This window comes from Streptomyces sp. DI166, from assembly GCF_900091315.1.
Classification (GTDB): domain Bacteria; phylum Actinomycetota; class Actinomycetes; order Streptomycetales; family Streptomycetaceae; genus Streptomyces; species Streptomyces fuscus.
Map to the genome: position 1 here is coordinate 23,369 of NZ_FLSP01000011.1, position 15,437 is coordinate 38,805.

A 15,437-nucleotide genomic window follows, 5' to 3' on the forward strand; every position below is an offset into this window, starting at 1 on the left:
GTGTAGGAGGAAGTTGACGCATCATCCAGGTTTGGAAGGACCGATGCCTAGTGCTCGTCCTTGGCGTCGAGCGGCTGCTCGGTCCAGATGGTCTTGCCGGTCTGCCCGTACCTGCACCCCCAGCGCGTGGTCAGCTGGGCCACCAGGAACAGCCCGCGCCCGCCCTCGTCGGTGGTACGGGCCCGGCGCAGCCTGGGCTGGGTGTTGCTGGGGTCGGTGACCTCGCAGACCAGGACGTCCTCCCGGATCAGGCGCAGGCTCACCGGGCCACCGGCGTAGCGGACGGCGTTGGTGACCAGTTCGCTGACCACCAGTTCGGTGGTGAAGGCGAGTTCGTCCAGCCCCCAGTCGGCGAGCTGCCCGGTGATCTTCTCGCGGGCCTCGCCCACCACGGTCAGGTCGGCCGGGAACTCCCAGTGGGCGATGTGGTCGCCGGGCACGGCGCGGGTCCGGGCCAGCAGCAGGGTGACGTCCTCGCGCCCGGGCTTGAGCCCGACGTCGCCGAGGACGGCGGCGCCCATCAAGTCCAGGGGAGTCTTCCGGCAGATGTGTGCCGAGAGACTGTCGGTGAGCAGGCTCAGCCCCTCGTCGGGATCGCGGCCGTCACCGGCGACCATCCCCTTGGTGTAGAGCGCGATGAGGCTGCCGGGCTCGACCTCGACCGTGCTGACCTCGAACGGCATGCCGCCCACCCCGAGCGGCGGGCCGGGCGCGATCCGGATCTCCTGTCGGGTGCCGTCGGGGCGCAGCACGACCGGGGCGGTCTGACCGGCGCTGGCGAAGGCGCACTGGCAGGTCACCGGGTCGTAGACGGCGTAGAGGCAGGTCGCGCTGACGGTGTCGCGGAGTTCGACGGGGGCCTCGTGCGCCAGGCGCTGGACGAGCGCGTCGACGCGGGTGAGCAGTTCGCCGGGGTCGGGTTCGAGGTCGGCGAGGGTGTGGATGGCGGCGCGCAGGCGTCCCATCGTGGCCGTGGCGTGCAGTCCGTGGCCGGCGACGTCGCCGACGACGAGGGCCAGCCGCGGCGAGGGCAGCGGAATGGCGTCGAACCAGTCGCCGCCGATCTCGGCGCCGCCGCCGGCCGGACGGTAGAGCCCGGCGGTCTCGGCGGCCGGGGTGTCGGTGGTGGCGCGGGGCAGCAGCCGCTGCTGGAGGGCGACGGCGGCACGGTGCTCGCGGGTGTAGCGGCGGGCGTTGTCGATGGCGAGGGCGCCCTGGGAGGCGATCTGGGTGACCAGGTCGATGTCCTCGCGGGTGAACGGCTCCGGGTCGGTGATCCGCCAGACCTGGAGGTTGCCGAGCACGAAGCCACGCGCGTACAGCGGTGCGATGACGACCGAGTACCACTCCTCGGGCGCCAGGATCTCGACCAGCTCCGGGTCGTCCAGTGCCGCCTCGAACTCCGCACGGGTCATGGCGAGGGTCTCGCCGCGCTGGAGGTTGCGCAGGTCGGCGTGGTCGGGGAAGGGCGGCAGGGGCTCGTCCGGCCGGATGCGGCCCGGGAACTCGCCGGTGGCCGAGGCGACGGTACGCAGATGCAGATCGCCGCCGCCGGACCAGTGCGGCGGCTCGTCGCCACTGAGCACGGCTTCCGCGAGATCGACGGCCCCCAGGTCGCCGAGCCCGGGGCAGACCGACTCCGCCAGGTCCTGCGCGGTGCGCCGGACGTCCAGCGAGCCCCCGACCTTGATCGCCGCCTCCCGCAGCAGGTCCAGATGGGATCGGGCCCGCCGCTGCCGGGTCGGGTACGTGAACACGGCGGCGGCCCCCGCCGGGCGCCCCTGCTCGTCCTCCAGCCGTACGGCGGACATCCGGAAGAACCGCTCCCGGTCCGGCGCCCACCGCGACCGGATCCGCAGCTCGTTCCCCACCAGCGGTTCCCCGGACTCCAGCACCTGCCGCAGCGACTCCTCGATGTCCTCGGCGTCCTCGGCCACCAGAATGTCCCGCAGCCTGCTCCCGGGCCGCACGGCGGGCGCGCCGAGCATCGCGGGGAACCCGTTCGCGCGCAGCAGCGACAGATCGAGGCCGTGGACGGAGGCACCGATGGCGTCCTGGGCGAAGAGAGCCCGCGCCATGGCGGCTCCCAGGGCCCTGTCGTCGAATCCCCGGACGGGTGCGGCCACGACCAGCACCTCGTCACAGTCCGCCAGCGGGAACACCCGGTAGTCGACCTCGATGCCGCCCCCGCCCCGCCGGTTCAGGCGCACCCGTCCGAAGAGCGCCCCGGGGTCTCCCCCGTCGCCGACGAAGTCCCGGATCGAGTGCCCGCACACCTCCCGGGCCTCGAACCCCACCAGCTCCGCCGCGGCCCGCGACCACCGCAGCACGGTGCCGTCCGCGTCGAGCACGGCGGTGACCAGCCCGTCGAGCACACCCGAGCCGGGGCCGACGTGGTCGTTGGAACCACTCATGGCACCCCTCGCTCGGCTCGACACCGCACTGTGCCCCGCCCGCAGACGGTTCCATTATCGGCGCCCACCGGCCCGGATGTGCGGTGGGCTGCGCCAGGCGCGTGACCTGGCCCGCCTCAGGGCAGATACTGCCGACAGTGGTCCGGCAGGTGTCGCCCAGCTCACCAGGAGGTACCCATGCGCATGCTCATCAACGTCCCGGAGACCGTGGTCGCCGACGCGCTGCGGGGCCTCGCGGCCGCTCATCCCGAGTTGGTCGTGGACGTGGAGAACCGGGTGATCGTGCGGCGGGACGCGCCGGTCGACGGGAAGGTCGCGCTGGTGTCCGGTGGCGGGTCGGGGCACGAGCCGTTGCACGGCGGGTTCGTGGGGCCCGGGATGCTGTCGGCCGCCTGTCCGGGGGAGGTGTTCACCTCGCCGGTGCCCGATCAGATGGTGCGGGCCGCGGCGGCCGTGGACAGCGGCGCCGGTGTGCTGTTCATCGTGAAGAACTACACCGGTGACGTGCTGAACTTCGACATGGCCGCCGAACTCGCCGAGGACGAGGGCATCCAGGTGGCGAAGGTACTCGTCAACGACGACGTCGCGGTCACCGACAGTCTGTACACGGCCGGGCGCCGGGGCACGGGCGCGACGCTGTTCGTGGAGAAGATCGCGGGTGCCGCCGCCGAGGAGGGGCAGCCGCTGGAGCGGGTGGAGGCCGTCGCCCGTCAGGTGAACGAGAGTTCGCGCAGCTTCGGGGTGGCGCTGAGTGCCTGTACGACGTACGCCAAGGGCAGTCCCACCTTTGATCTGCCCTCCGGGGAGCTGGAGTTGGGCATCGGCATTCATGGTGAGCCGGGCCGGGAGCGGCGGCCGATGATGACCTCCGGCGAGATCGCGGACTTCGCGGTGAACGCGGTCCTGGAGGACATGCCGCCGCGCAACCCGGTGCTGGTGCTGGTCAACGGCATGGGCGCGACCCCACTGCTGGAGCTGTACGGCTTCAACGCCGAGGTGCAGCGTGTGCTCGGCGAGCGAGGTGTCGCTGTCGCCCATACGCTCGTCGGGAACTACGTCACGTCCCTGGACATGGCCGGTGCCTCCGTCACCCTGTGCCAGGTGGACGAGGAGCTGCTGCGGTTGTGGAACGCGCCGGTGCGGACGGCCGGGCTGCGCTGGGGCATGTGAGCGGGCCGGGTCCCGGAGTCAACGTACCTACCACGCAAGGAGATTCCGTGCTCGACGCCGATTTCTTCCGCCGCTGGATGGCCGCGACAGCCGCGTCCGTGGAACGTGAGGCGGAACGGCTCACCGCCCTGGACTCGCCGATCGGCGACGCCGACCACGGCAGCAATCTGCTGCGCGGCTTCCGCGCCGTGAGCGCCGCCCTGGAGAAGGAGGACCCGCGGACCCCGGGGGCGATCCTGGTCCTTGCCGGGCGGCAGCTGATCTCGACCGTGGGCGGGGCGTCCGGGCCGCTGTACGGGACGCTGCTGCGGCGGACCGGCAAGGCGCTCGGGGATGCCGCGGAGGTGGACGAGGCGCAGTTGACGGCGGCGTTGCGCACGGGGGTCGAGGCGGTGATGGCGCTCGGGGGCGCGGCGCCCGGGGACAAGACCATGATCGACGCGTTGTCGCCCGCCGTGGACGCGCTGGACGCCGGGTTCGGGGCGGCGCGGGCCGCCGCCGAGGAGGGGGCGCTGGCCACGGTTCCGCTGCAGGCGCGCAAGGGGCGGGCGAGTTATCTCGGTGAGCGCAGCATCGGGCACCAGGACCCGGGGGCGACCTCGTCGGCCCTGCTGATCGCGGCGCTGGCGGAGGCGAACGGTGAGTGAGGACAAGCTCGTCGGGATCGTGCTGGTCTCGCACAGCGCGGAAGTGGCCGCCTCGGTCGCCGAGTTGGCGAAGGGGCTGGCGGGCGGCGCGGCCTCGGTGCCGGTCGCCCCGGCGGGCGGCACCGAGGGCGGCGGGCTGGGCACCAGTTCCGAGCTGATCGCCGCGGCGGCCGCGTCCGTGGACCGGGGCGCGGGCGTCGCCGTCCTCACCGACCTGGGCAGCGCGGTGCTCACCGTGAAGGCGCTGCTGGCCGAGGGCGACGAACTTCCCGAGGGCACCGAGCTGGTGGACGCCCCGTTCGTGGAGGGCGCGGTGGCGGCGGTCGTCACGGCGTCCACGGGCGCGGACCTCGCCGCCGTACGGGCGGCCGCCGAGGAGGCGTACACCTACCGCAAGGTGTAGCCGTCAGTCCGTGCTGAGGAACTTGCGTGCCAGGCGCTCCCCCACCATCTCGGCGCCCTCCTGGTCCTCGATGGGCTCCACCCGGCTGTCCTTGAAGACGATGTAGGTGACGCCGGACTTCGTTCCGCCGCCGTGCGGGTCGGGGTGGATGCCGAGTGCCTCGGCGGCGGCGTAGGAGGCCTCGCCGATGATGTCCTGCGGCCCCACGTCGCCGACGACGGCGTAGCGCACCCGGTCCTCGTGGACGAGGGCGACCACCGAGCCGCCGCGGATGCCGTGGTCCCGGTAGTCCCACACCCGGCTGGGGGCGGGGACGACGACGTACGGGAGGCGTTCGGCGTCCAGATAGCGGCCGTCGGACTGCTGGAAGGCGGTGGCGTCGTGGAAGTACGGGTCGGTCTCGCTGTTGCAGCGGTGTCCGGGCTGCCCGTCGCAGTCGATGTCGAGGTCGGCCTTCCAGAACACGGCGTCGCGCGTGCCGCAGATCGGGACGGTCGAGGGGCTTCCGTCATCCGTGCGGTACAGCCCGCGTGAGATCCGGGTGCAGTCGCGCACCTTGTCCATCAGCTCGGCGGCGCGGACCTCGCCCTGGGGCCGGACCGCCGGCCATGCCTCGGTGCCGGGCTCCGGGGAGGGCAGGGCGGTCGGGGCGAGCAGGGCGGCGCTGGCCGCGACCAGCGTGAGCGACTTGACACGCACGATAGGGCCTCTCCGGTGGGGCGCTGACGGACACTCCGCCCAATCTGGTGGCTGGTGGATCATGCGGCCACAATTCGGGGGCCAGACGGTGCACGAAGGCCGCCCGTGCGGCGGCACCGAGTACGGGTGAACGGCGGCGGCCGGGAGGCCGATCGGGTGTCGGCCCGGCCTCCCGGCCGCGCTCGGCCGGCGCGGGGACAGCGACGACAGCGGTCCGCGCCAACAGCCCTGACTCCCACACTCTCAAGGGGAGTTCGGCCGTGAGACGGCCAGCATACGTAACCCTCCCGAAAGGTCACCAACCCCGCCCTCTTGATGTGATCGCGTCAGCCGGGTCATATTGGTCCGGACCATTGCCGTGCGGGTGTCCCGGCCCGCGCGGCGCCGTCCCCCGGGAGGCCGAGTCGTGCGACCCGTTCCCGTTCCCGTCCCCGCCCGCCCGTACCGGCTCGCCGCGCTCTGCGGCGCGCTCCTCCTCGTCGCCTCCTGCGGCTGGCAGAGCAGGGCCGACGACGGTCCGCTGCCGGGCGCGCCGCGCGGTGTCACGGCCGAGGCGGGCAGCGCGACCAGCGTGCACGTCATGTGGAACGCGGTACCGGGCGAGGACATCGAGGGCTACGAGGTCTACCGCGGCTCCACAAAGGTCGAGGAAGTCCCGGCCGCCGAGCACATGGTGGATGTCGTCCGGCTCAAGCCCGCCACCACCTATGCCTTCACCGTGCGGGCCCGGGACACCGACGGCCGCCTCGGGCCGCCCAGCGCGCAGGTCCGTGCCACCACCCCCGCCACGGGCCCCGCGGACCGCGCGGCACCGACCGCGCCGGGCGGGCTGCGGGGGCGCGCGGTGGGCAGCCGGGCGGTGCAACTGTCCTGGTCGGCGGCGAAGGACGACCGGGGTGTGGTGTCGTACGACATCCATCAGGGCGGCACGAAGATCCACAGTGTGGGCGGGAACCAGACGGCGACCGTGGTCACCGGACTGCGGCCGGGGACGCGGTACTCCTTCACCGTGCGCGCCCGGGACGCCGCCGACAACGCCTCCCCCGCGAGCCCGGCGCTCCGGCTCACCACGCCCGGCCGGGACGACGGACGCGGCACCGCGCCGACCGGTTTCCGGGCCACGAGCCACCGCGACGCCTCGGACGGGGCGTACTACATCGACCTAAGCTGGGTGCCGCCGCGCACGGACGGTGTGGTCACGGAGTACGAGGTCCACCTCGACGGGCGGGCCGCCACCTCGGTGGTGTTCGGCGGGGACGCGCCGCGCGAGCGGGCCGAGTACAGCTTCTACGCGGGGACCGAGGCCGGGGTGCGGCACCGGGTGCGGGTACGGGCGCTGCTGCCGGACGGGACCTGGGGCGGGTTCTGCGAGGAGCGGACGGTGATGACCGGGGACTGAGCGGCACAGGCCGGTGGGCGGCGCCAGCCCTGGCCGTGCCTCGTGGGCCGGACGATGGAATACGTCACCTGCCCGGGGGCGGTCCGCGTGCGGGCGGAGCCGGGGGCACGTTGGCTGCCCCTGAGGCAGCACGGGCGTTTCCCCACCCTCGGCGGCGCTAGGGATGTTCCGCCAACCGTGCCGCCGGAGGGCAGTCCACATGCGCAACTCTTCGCCACTCCTCCGCTCGGGGCTGACCGTGGCCGCCGCCGCGCTGCCGCTCGCCCTGGCCGCCCCGACCGCCGCCGCGCAGTCCGGGATCTCGGTGAGCACCAGCGGCTCGACGGTCTCGGTCGTCACCACCGCGTGCAGCCAGACCAGCTCCAACGGCAGTTGGGGCACCGCCTCGCTGCTCACCAGCAGTCAGACGAACTTCTCCCAGGGACGCCAGGTCGCGCTGTCCGGCACGACCAGCCAGCAGTCCGCCGCCTGGACCGGGGTCAGCCCGGGCACGTACACCGTCATCGTGCAGTGCGCGTTCAACAACCAGACCGCGGGCACGCAGGCGGTCGTCGTCTCCGCGCCGGCCACGCCGAGCATCTCCGCCACGGCCTCGCCCTCACGCGGCGTCATGGGCGGTCTCGGTGGCGCCGCCAAGGACTACGGCACGGTCACCCTGGTCGGGGGCGGCGCCCTGGTGCTCGCCGGGGCCGGGGCCACGGTCTGGTTCCTGCGCCGCCGTTCGAAGCCGTACCGCCTCTGACCGCGGCCCACCTGCACGGCCTCCGGCCGTCCGGCGTGCCACCGGTCGCCGATTGGCCCTCGACCGCCCGGCGGCGGGCCGGGAAGACTGGCCCGGTCCGTGCCGTCCGTGCGAGGAGTCGTGATGCAGGTCGCCGTGGTCACCTTCGACGGGTTCAACGAGCTCGACAGCTTCATCGCCGCCGCGCTGGTCAACCGGTGCCGCAAGGACGGTCTGGAGGCGTTCATCACGACGCCGACGCCGGTGGTCACGTCGATGAACGGCGTCGAGGTGACCGGGCAGCGCCCGATGGAGTTCGTGCCCGAGGCCGACGCGGTGCTGATCGGCAGCGGGGTGCGGACCCGGGACGTGGTCGCCGACGACCGGTTGCTCGCCCGGCTGCCGCTCGACCCCGAGCGGCAGCTCGTCGGCGCGCAGTGCTCCGGGGCGCTGGTGCTGGCCCGGCTCGGGCTGCTCGGGTCCATGCCCGCCTGCACGGACAGCAAGTCGAGGCCGTACGTCGAGGCCGAGGGCGTCACCGTGCTCGACACCCCGTTCCACGCCGAGGGCAACATCGCCACGGCGGGCGGCTGTCTGGCCTCGCAGTACCTCGGCACCTGGGTGATCACCCGGTTCCTCGGTACGGAGGCGGCGCGCGGCGTGCTCGACTACGTGGCGCCGGTCGGGGAGAACGAGGAGACCGTGGAGCGTGCGCTGCGCGCGGTCATGCCCGCGGCAGTTCGCTGAACTCCTCCAGTGCGTGGGTGAGCCACTGGGTCCAGAAGGTCTCCAGGTCGATGCCCGCCCGCAGCACCAGATGGCGGAGGCGGTCCTCGGGGCCGTCCTTGCCGGGCGGGAAGTCGCGCTCCTCGATCCGCCGGTACTCGTCCAACTGCTCGCGGTGCAGGTCGAGATGGCGGCGCAGGTCGGCCTCGATGCCCTCGGTGCCGACCACGGCCGCCGCGCGCAGCCGCAGCAGCAGGCTGTCGCGGTGCGGTCTGGGGTCCTGGGAGGCGGCCGTCCAGCGGGCCAGTTCGGCGCGGCCCGCGGGCAGGACCTCGTAGCTCTTCTTCTGCCCGCGGGCGGGCTGCTCGGACGGGAGGGTGCGGATCAGTCCGTCGGCCTCCAGCTTTCCCAGCTCGCGATAGATCTGCTGGTGCGTCGCGGACCAGAAGTACCCGATCGATCTGTCGAAGCGGCGGGTCAGCTCCAGGCCCGACGACGGCTTTTCGAGCAGGGCGGTGAGGATCGCGTGCGGGAGTGACATGACGTCATCCTAGGGATCCCCACCGCCGTCGCTCAGAGCGCCGCCGCGACCTCCGTGCCCTGTTTGATGGCGCGCTTGGCGTCCAGTTCGGCGGCCACGTCGGCGCCGCCGATCAGGTGCGCGGCGCGGCCCGCGGCCACCAGCTCCTCGTACAGGTCGCGGCGCGGCTCCTGGCCGGTGCACAGCACGACGGTGTCGACCGGCAGGACGGTGCTCTCCTCGCCGACGGTGATGTGCAGCCCGGCGTCGTCGATACGGTCGTAGCGCACGCCGGGGACCATGGTGACGCCGCGGTGCTTGAGTTCGGTGCGGTGGATCCAGCCGGTGGTCTTGCCCAGGCCCGCGCCGACCTTGGTGGTCTTGCGCTGGAGCAGGTGGACGGTGCGCGGCGGCTTGGGCCGCTCGGGGGTGCCGAGTCCGCCGGGGCCCTCGTAGGAGGTGTCCACGCCCCAGTGACGGAAGTACGTCTCGGGGTCCTCGTTGGCCTTGTCGCCCGCGTCGGTGAGGTACTCGGCGACGTCGAAGCCGATGCCTCCGGCGCCGAGGATCGCGACCCGCTCCCCCACGTCCGCCTTGTCCCGCAGCACGTCGAGGTAGCCGACGACGCTGGGGTGGTCGACGCCGGGGATGTCCGGGGTGCGCGGGGTGACGCCGGTGGCGACGACGACCTCGTCGAAGTCGGCCAGGTCGGCGGCCTCGACGGGGGTGTTGAGCCGTACGTCCACGTCCTGCTCGTCGAGCTTGTGGCGGAAGTAGCGCAGGGTCTCGTCGAACTCCTGCTTGCCGGGGACCTGGCGGGCGACGTTGAGCTGGCCGCCGATCTCGGCGGCGGCGTCGAAGAGGGTGACGTCATGGCCGCGTTCGGCGGCGGTGACCGCGCAGGCGAGTCCGGCCGGACCTGCGCCGACGACGGCGACGCGCTTGCGCAGCCGGGTCGGGGAGAGCACCAGCTCGGTCTCGTGGCAGGCGCGCGGGTTGACCAGACAGGAGGTGATCCTGCCGCTGAAGGTGTGGTCGAGGCAGGCCTGGTTGCAGCCGATGCAGGTGTTGATGGCCTCGGGGCGGCCCTCGGCGGCCTTGTTGACGAAGTCGGGGTCGGCGAGCATCGGGCGGGCCATGGAGACCATGTCCGCGTAGCCGCCGGCGAGGAGTTCCTCGGCGACCTCGGGGGTGTTGATGCGGTTGGTGGTCACCAGCGGCACGGACACCTCGCCCATGAGCCGCTTGGTGACCCAGGTGTAGGCGCCGCGCGGCACGGAGGTGGCGATGGTGGGGATACGGGCCTCGTGCCAGCCGATGCCGGTGTTGATGATGGTCGCCCCGGCGGCCTCGACCGCCTTGGCGAGGGTGATGACCTCGTCGAGGGTGGAGCCGCCCGGGACCAGGTCCAGCATGGACAGCCGGTAGACGATGATGAAGTCCTCGCCGACGGCCTCGCGGACCCGGCGCACGATCTCCACCGGGAAGCGCATCCGGTTCTCGTACGAGCCGCCCCAGCGGTCGGTGCGCCGGTTGGTGCGGGCGGCGATGAACTCGTTGATGAGGTAGCCCTCGGAGCCCATGATCTCCACGCCGTCGTAACCGGCGTGCCGGGCAAGGCGGGCGGCGCGGGCGTAGTCCTCGATGGTCCGCTCGACGTCGGCGTCGCTGAGTTCGCGCGGCGGGAAGGGGCTGATCGGGGCCTGGAGCGGGCTCGGGGCGACCAGGTCCTGGTGGTAGGCGTACCGGCCGAAGTGCAGGATCTGCATCGCGATCCGGCCGCCCTCGGCGTGCACGGCGTCGGTGACGACGCGGTGCCGCTCGGCCTCCTCCTCGGTGGTGAGGCGGGCGCCGCCCGGGTAGGGGCGTCCCTCGTCGTTGGGGGCGATGCCGCCGGTGACGATGAGGCCGACGCCGCCGCGCGCGCGTTCGGCGTAGAAGGCGGCCATGCGCTCGAAGCCGTGCTCGGCCTCCTCCAGGCCCACGTGCATGGAACCCATCAGGACGCGGTTGGGCAGGGTGGTGAAGCCCAGGTCGAGCGGGTTCAGCAGGTTCGGGTAACGGCTCATGGGCCCCTCCGTGCGCGGGTGTCGTCCTCCTTGTTGTAGAGGACCGCGCACGGTTTATGCAACTAGTTGCACAACGGAGAGACCCAGGTCACCGGCTTTCCAGTCGTACGTGCAGCTCCCGCTCCTGATCGCCGGACATCGTGGCCAGGTCGTGCACCGTGAACAGGTCGTGCAGCGTCGTGCGGAAGCGGTCGATGGCCCAGTAGCCGCCCTGCACATCGGCCTCGACGGAGGCGGAGAGCCGTCCGGCCGGGCTTTCGGCCTTGTGCGGGTGGGAGACGTCGAAGGTGCCCAGCCACACCGTCGGCCGGGTCTCGTGCCAGTCCTCCGGTACGTCGTCGGCGCACCGGTCGGAGGTGAAGGACGCGCACAGGGCGTCGAAGACGATCCGGGCGTCCTCCTTGCTGCATCCGCTGATCTCCACGGAGACGGATTCCGGGTGCAGATGTTCCTTGTCCATCGTGATCGCTCCTCTCGGGGCCGCGCCGCGGCATCGCGACGGGTTCCCCCGCGACACCGTGTCGCACTCCCAGAAAACCACTACATTCCGGGATGTACAGCCCCGAGAGGGGCGCCGGGTCAGTCCCGGGCGGTGCGCCCGCTCAGCCCCGCACGAAGCGGTACGTCTTGCTGTCGGTCAGCACGCAGAAGCCGGGCGAGAGCACGATGACCCGCAGGGTCCCGGTACGGCGGTCGTAGTCGACGCCCTCGGCCTCGAAGTTGCCGGAACAGCCGCTGCGCAGGGGGAGCTGGCGCAGGGCGGTGACCCGCCCGTTGACGTCCGAGGAGCCGGGTTCGGCCGACAGGTCGATCTGGAGCAGCGGCTTGGTCATGCCGAACAGGGTTCCGGCGGGGTCGTCGGAGGAGCACAGCAGGGTGGTCGGGCCGGAGAAGTCGCAGCCCTGCACGTCCCGCACCGGCCGGTCGAGGTGGACGGTGGACGCCTGCGGCAGGTTCGCCGACGGGGAGGTGGCGGGGTTGACGCCGGGGGTGGGGAAGACCAGCAGGCGGTTCATGGTGCCCCACTCCCCCGCCAGCATCCACTGACCGTTCGGGGTAATGGCGACCCAGGAGTTGTTCAGCGCCTCGCCGCTGCTGAGCGTGTGCACGTACTCCGACCAGGCACCGCCCGGCGCCTGCACCCGGAACATCTTCGCGGTGCCGGAGTCGGCCTGGTACGGCTCGATGTAGTAGCCGTTGTACGAGGCGTCCGGGTCGCCGACGTGGTTCCAGCCCCGGGTCAGCAGCCCGAAGGGAATGGTGCCGATGCCGGTGTAGCGGTTGGGGCTGTTCGCCGGGACCTCGACCGAGGCCAGGCCCTGGCTCTCGGTGAGCGGGTCGGCGCGGTCGGAGCCGACCTCGTTCCAGGTGTCCGCGGCGGAGGCGGGCGGGGCGGCGGACAGGACGGCGGCGGCACTGGCGAGGGCGACGAGGCCGGACAGGACGGCACGACGGCGCCGCCGGGCGCGCAGGGGCATGAACCGACTCCTCTGACTGGGGGGTGGGTGCGCGTTTTCGGCGGACAGTTTGGCGTGCTCGCATAGTCATGTACAGACCAATGCCTGACCTGTAGGGAAACACCCCGGCCGGCTTCCCGGCGCTTCCCCGGACACCCGGCCCCGTGTTGAGGGATGGTGGAGGTGAGCGCCGCGAGAGGTCACGGAGGCGGTTGAACGCGGTAGAACAAGGGGAGTCGGCACGGGGGACGGCGTGCCGCGCTAGGAAAAGGGCGAAGGCGGTGCGTGGGATGGCATCAACCGGATCTCCCGTGGCCCGGGGCGACGGACCGCTGCCGGGAGACGGGCCGGTGCGCACGAACGCGCCGGGCGCGGAGCCGGTCCGCGGTGCCGTGCGGCCCAGCGGACTCCTCGACGTGCTGGGCGTGGCCTCGGTGGTACTCGACACCGAGGGCAAGATCATGCTGTGGAGCCCGCAGGCGGAGGAGCTCTTCGGCTACACCGCCAAGGAGGCGCTGGGCCGCTCCGCCGTCCGGCTGATGATCCACGAGGAGCACTTCGATCTGGTGGTGCAGCTCTTCGCCGATGTCATGGAGACCGGCGAAAGCTGGGCCGGGGCCTTCCCCATCCGGCACAAGGACGGCAGCACCCGCTTGGTGGAGTTCCGCAACCAGCGGCTGCTGGACGCCGAGGGGAACGTCTACGCGCTCGGCCTGGCCGCCGACCAGTCGACCGTGCGGCGCCTGGAGCGGGACGTGGCGCTGGCCACGCGGGTGGTCTCGCAGTCGCCCATCGGGCTCGCGGTCCTCGACACCGATCTGCGCTACGTCTCCGTCAATCCGACGATGGAGCGGATCAACGGCATCCCCGCCAAGGACCACCTGGACCACACCGTCGCCGAGGTCCTGCCGGGCCTGGACAGCGCCGCCCTGGAGTCCGCGATGCGGCGGGTGCTGGAGACCGGGGAACCCTTCGTCGACAAGTCGACCGTCGGGCGCACCCCGGCCGACCCGGACGCGGACCACGCCTGGTCGCTGTCGATGTACCGCCTGGAGGACGCCATCGGCACCGTGCTCGGGGTGGCCGTCTCGGTCGTGGACATCACCGAGCAGCACCGGGCCCATGTCGAGGCCGAGGCCGCGCGCCGGCGCCTGGCCGTGATCGCGGACGCCTCCGCGCGTATCGGCACCACCCTGGAGCTGGGCCGCACCGCGCACGAACTCGCCGACGTGGCCGTGCCCGAACTCGCCGACATCGCGGCCGTCGATCTGCTGGACGCGGTGGTGGAGGGGCGGCGCACCAGTCTCGGCCCCGCCGAGCACGCCGTGATCCGCGCGCTGGCGGTGCAGGCCGACGGGCCCTCGGAGGCGCTGGACGCCGCCGACCCGCCCGGCCAGATCGCCCGGTACGCGCCCGACCGGCTGGTCACGCGGTGCGTACGCACCGGCAGCCCGGTGATGGTGGCCGAGGTGCGGGCGCCGGACCTGCCCCTGATCGCCCGTTCCCCGGAGGCGGCGGAGCAACTGGGCCGGGCCGGGGTGCACTCCTATCTGGCGGTGCCACTCATCGCGCGCGGCGAGGTGCTGGGCGCCCTCGATCTGAAACGGATCACCAACCCGCTGCCCTTCGGCGCCGACGACCTGCTGCTCGCCCGGGAGCTGGCGGCGCGGGCCGCGGTGCAGATCGACAACGCCCGCTGGTACCAGAACGCCCGCGACACCGCACTGACCCTCCAGCGCAGTCTGCTGCCCAGTCATCCGTCGGTGACGGGCGGCCTGGAGGTCGCCTCCCGCTACCAGCCCGCGGGGGCCACGGCGGAGGTCGGCGGCGACTGGTTCGACGTGATCCCGCTGGAGGGCGGGAAGACGGCGCTCGTCGTCGGTGACGTGATGGGCAGCGGGGTGAACGCCGCCGCGACCATGGGCCGGCTGCGGACCGCCAGCAACACCCTGGCCTCCCTCGACCTCGCACCGGAGCGGCTGCTTGAGCACCTGGACCGCACCACCGAGGGCCTGGACCACCCCATCGCCACCTGCGTGTTCGCCGTCCACGACCCGCACGAGCGGGTGTGCCGGATCGCCAACGCCGGGCACCTGCCGCCGGTCCGGGTACGCGAGGGGCACCCGCCGGAGCTGCTTGACCTGCCCACCGGGGCGCCGCTCGGCGTGGGCGGGGTGGCCTTCTCCACCACGACCGTGACGCTGGAGCCCGGCGACCGGCTGGTGTTCTACACCGACGGCCTGGTCGAGACCCGCCAACACCCGCTGGACGAACGCCTCGACGCGCTCCTGGACCTGCTCGACGGCCCCGACCGGCCGCTGGAGGACGTCTGCGACCTGCTGCTGCGCACCCTGCACCAGCCCGACAACTCCGACGACGTCGCCCTGCTCATCGCACGGGCCGTACCACCGGGCGGGCCGATGCACAGCTGACCAGTTACGGGCCGATTCACAGCTGACGATTACGGGCCGCTTACCGCCCTCCTCGCACAATCACAGCAAGGCGCGGCACCGGACGGCCGGGCCGCTGTGGCCGAGGGAGCGAGCCATGACACACGATCCGGAGCAGGAACCCAGCACCGCGCCCGGCGAGGTCCTCGCGAACGGGCCGTCCGACGAGCGCCCGCGCGGCCTGTGGCGCCGGCGCTCCGCCCGTGCGCGTACCGTCACCGCGGCGACCGCCGTCGCCGTCCTCGCCCTGGGCGGCACCGTCGCCTACGCCGCCGCCTCGGACGGCGACGGCGCAGAGCCCTCCTCGACCCCCTCCGACCGCCCCGGCGAGCGGCACCGCCACGGCCCGTGGTTCGGCCTGCACGGCGGCGGGGTGCACGGCGAGGCCACCGTCAAGGACCCGGACAACGGCGACGAGTGGATCGTCCGTGTCTGGCAGCGCGGCACGGTCGAGGAGGTGGACAGCGAACAGGTCAGCGTCCGCAGCGAGGACGGCACCGAGTGGACCTGGACGGTCGACTCCGACACCGTCGTCCGCAAGCAGGGCGACTCCGGGGGCCTGAAGGACGGCGACGACGTGTACCTGTCCGGCACCCGCTCCGAGGACGGCGACCGGACGGCGGACCGGGTCTTCGCCGGGGACTGGGAGGAACGGGACACCGGTGAGCGGCGGCACGGGCTGCCGCGGCACGACGACGGTGACCGTGACCGTGACGGTGACAGGCCGGGGCGGATGATGCCGTGGCGAGGGGCGACCTGAGC

Annotated in this window: 14 protein-coding genes; 8 read left to right on the forward strand and 6 right to left on the reverse strand. The window is 72.7% G+C overall.

Annotation, left to right across the window (positions count from 1 at the left end; translation table 11 throughout):
- Nucleotides 1–47 precede the first annotated feature (47 nt).
- Nucleotides 48–2,414 carry an ATP-binding SpoIIE family protein phosphatase gene (locus tag GA0115233_RS08035; RefSeq protein ID WP_093719412.1) on the reverse strand — a complete coding sequence of 789 codons (2,367 nt, stop codon included), beginning with the start codon at nucleotides 2,412–2,414 and terminating at the stop codon, nucleotides 48–50.
- Nucleotides 2,415–2,591: 177 nt separating this feature from the next.
- On the opposite strand from GA0115233_RS08035, the gene dhaK reads away from it, so the two are divergent.
- From dhaK to GA0115233_RS08050, 3 genes are read left to right on the forward strand one after another with little or no spacing between them, the layout of a single operon-like run.
- A complete protein-coding gene (gene dhaK / locus GA0115233_RS08040; protein ID WP_093719413.1) occupies nucleotides 2,592–3,584 on the forward strand; it encodes a dihydroxyacetone kinase subunit DhaK in 993 nt (330 codons plus the stop codon).
- A gap of 47 nt (nucleotides 3,585–3,631) precedes the next feature.
- The gene (gene dhaL / locus GA0115233_RS08045) at nucleotides 3,632–4,231 is read left to right on the forward strand and encodes a dihydroxyacetone kinase subunit DhaL (RefSeq protein WP_093719414.1); all 600 of its coding nucleotides are present in this window, start codon (nucleotides 3,632–3,634) and stop codon (nucleotides 4,229–4,231) included.
- Complete coding sequence (locus GA0115233_RS08050) at nucleotides 4,224–4,634, forward strand: PTS-dependent dihydroxyacetone kinase phosphotransferase subunit DhaM (protein ID WP_093719415.1); 411 nt, start codon at nucleotides 4,224–4,226, stop codon at nucleotides 4,632–4,634. Before dhaL ends, GA0115233_RS08050 begins: the two co-directional genes overlap by 8 nt.
- 3 nt (nucleotides 4,635–4,637) lie before the next feature.
- Here GA0115233_RS08050 and GA0115233_RS08055 read toward each other — a convergent pair whose 3' ends face one another.
- Nucleotides 4,638–5,333 (reverse strand): glycoside hydrolase family 75 protein, encoded by a 696-nt coding sequence (locus tag GA0115233_RS08055; protein WP_093719416.1) that lies wholly within the window; start codon nucleotides 5,331–5,333, stop codon nucleotides 4,638–4,640.
- A 406-nt stretch (nucleotides 5,334–5,739) separates the two neighbouring features.
- Here GA0115233_RS08055 and GA0115233_RS08060 point away from each other — a divergent pair, with 406 nt between their 5' ends.
- The 3 genes from GA0115233_RS08060 (at nucleotide 5,740) to GA0115233_RS08070 (ending at nucleotide 8,200) form a co-directional block, all read left to right on the forward strand.
- Nucleotides 5,740–6,732 (forward strand): fibronectin type III domain-containing protein, encoded by a 993-nt coding sequence (locus GA0115233_RS08060; RefSeq protein ID WP_093719417.1) that lies wholly within the window; start codon nucleotides 5,740–5,742, stop codon nucleotides 6,730–6,732.
- Between the two features lie 199 nt (nucleotides 6,733–6,931).
- Entirely contained in the window at nucleotides 6,932–7,474 is a 543-nt protein-coding gene (locus GA0115233_RS08065; protein ID WP_093719418.1) for a hypothetical protein, read from the forward strand.
- A 123-nt stretch (nucleotides 7,475–7,597) separates the two neighbouring features.
- Complete coding sequence (locus GA0115233_RS08070; protein WP_093719419.1) at nucleotides 7,598–8,200, forward strand: DJ-1/PfpI family protein; 603 nt, start codon at nucleotides 7,598–7,600, stop codon at nucleotides 8,198–8,200.
- On the opposite strand, the gene GA0115233_RS08075 is transcribed toward GA0115233_RS08070, so the two are convergent.
- The 4 genes from GA0115233_RS08075 to GA0115233_RS08090 all read right to left on the reverse strand — a co-directional run bounded on the left by GA0115233_RS08075 (nucleotide 8,178) and on the right by GA0115233_RS08090 (nucleotide 12,246).
- Entirely contained in the window at nucleotides 8,178–8,720 is a 543-nt protein-coding gene (locus GA0115233_RS08075; RefSeq protein ID WP_093719420.1) for a PadR family transcriptional regulator, read from the reverse strand. The genes GA0115233_RS08070 and GA0115233_RS08075 overlap by 23 nt on opposite strands.
- A gap of 32 nt (nucleotides 8,721–8,752) precedes the next feature.
- The gene (locus GA0115233_RS08080; protein WP_093719421.1) at nucleotides 8,753–10,768 is read right to left on the reverse strand and encodes an NADPH-dependent 2,4-dienoyl-CoA reductase; all 2,016 of its coding nucleotides are present in this window, start codon (nucleotides 10,766–10,768) and stop codon (nucleotides 8,753–8,755) included.
- Nucleotides 10,769–10,856: 88 nt separating this feature from the next.
- Nucleotides 10,857–11,228 carry a hypothetical protein gene (locus GA0115233_RS08085; protein WP_093719422.1) on the reverse strand — a complete coding sequence of 124 codons (372 nt, stop codon included), beginning with the start codon at nucleotides 11,226–11,228 and terminating at the stop codon, nucleotides 10,857–10,859.
- A gap of 142 nt (nucleotides 11,229–11,370) precedes the next feature.
- Nucleotides 11,371–12,246 carry a hypothetical protein gene (locus GA0115233_RS08090; protein WP_093719423.1) on the reverse strand — a complete coding sequence of 292 codons (876 nt, stop codon included), beginning with the start codon at nucleotides 12,244–12,246 and terminating at the stop codon, nucleotides 11,371–11,373.
- Between the two features lie 269 nt (nucleotides 12,247–12,515).
- On the opposite strand from GA0115233_RS08090, the gene GA0115233_RS08095 reads away from it, so the two are divergent.
- A complete protein-coding gene (locus GA0115233_RS08095; RefSeq protein WP_093719424.1) occupies nucleotides 12,516–14,657 on the forward strand; it encodes a SpoIIE family protein phosphatase in 2,142 nt (713 codons plus the stop codon).
- Between the two features lie 115 nt (nucleotides 14,658–14,772).
- The gene (locus tag GA0115233_RS08100) at nucleotides 14,773–15,435 is read left to right on the forward strand and encodes a DUF5666 domain-containing protein (protein ID WP_093719425.1); all 663 of its coding nucleotides are present in this window, start codon (nucleotides 14,773–14,775) and stop codon (nucleotides 15,433–15,435) included.
- Nucleotides 15,436–15,437 lie beyond the last annotated feature (2 nt).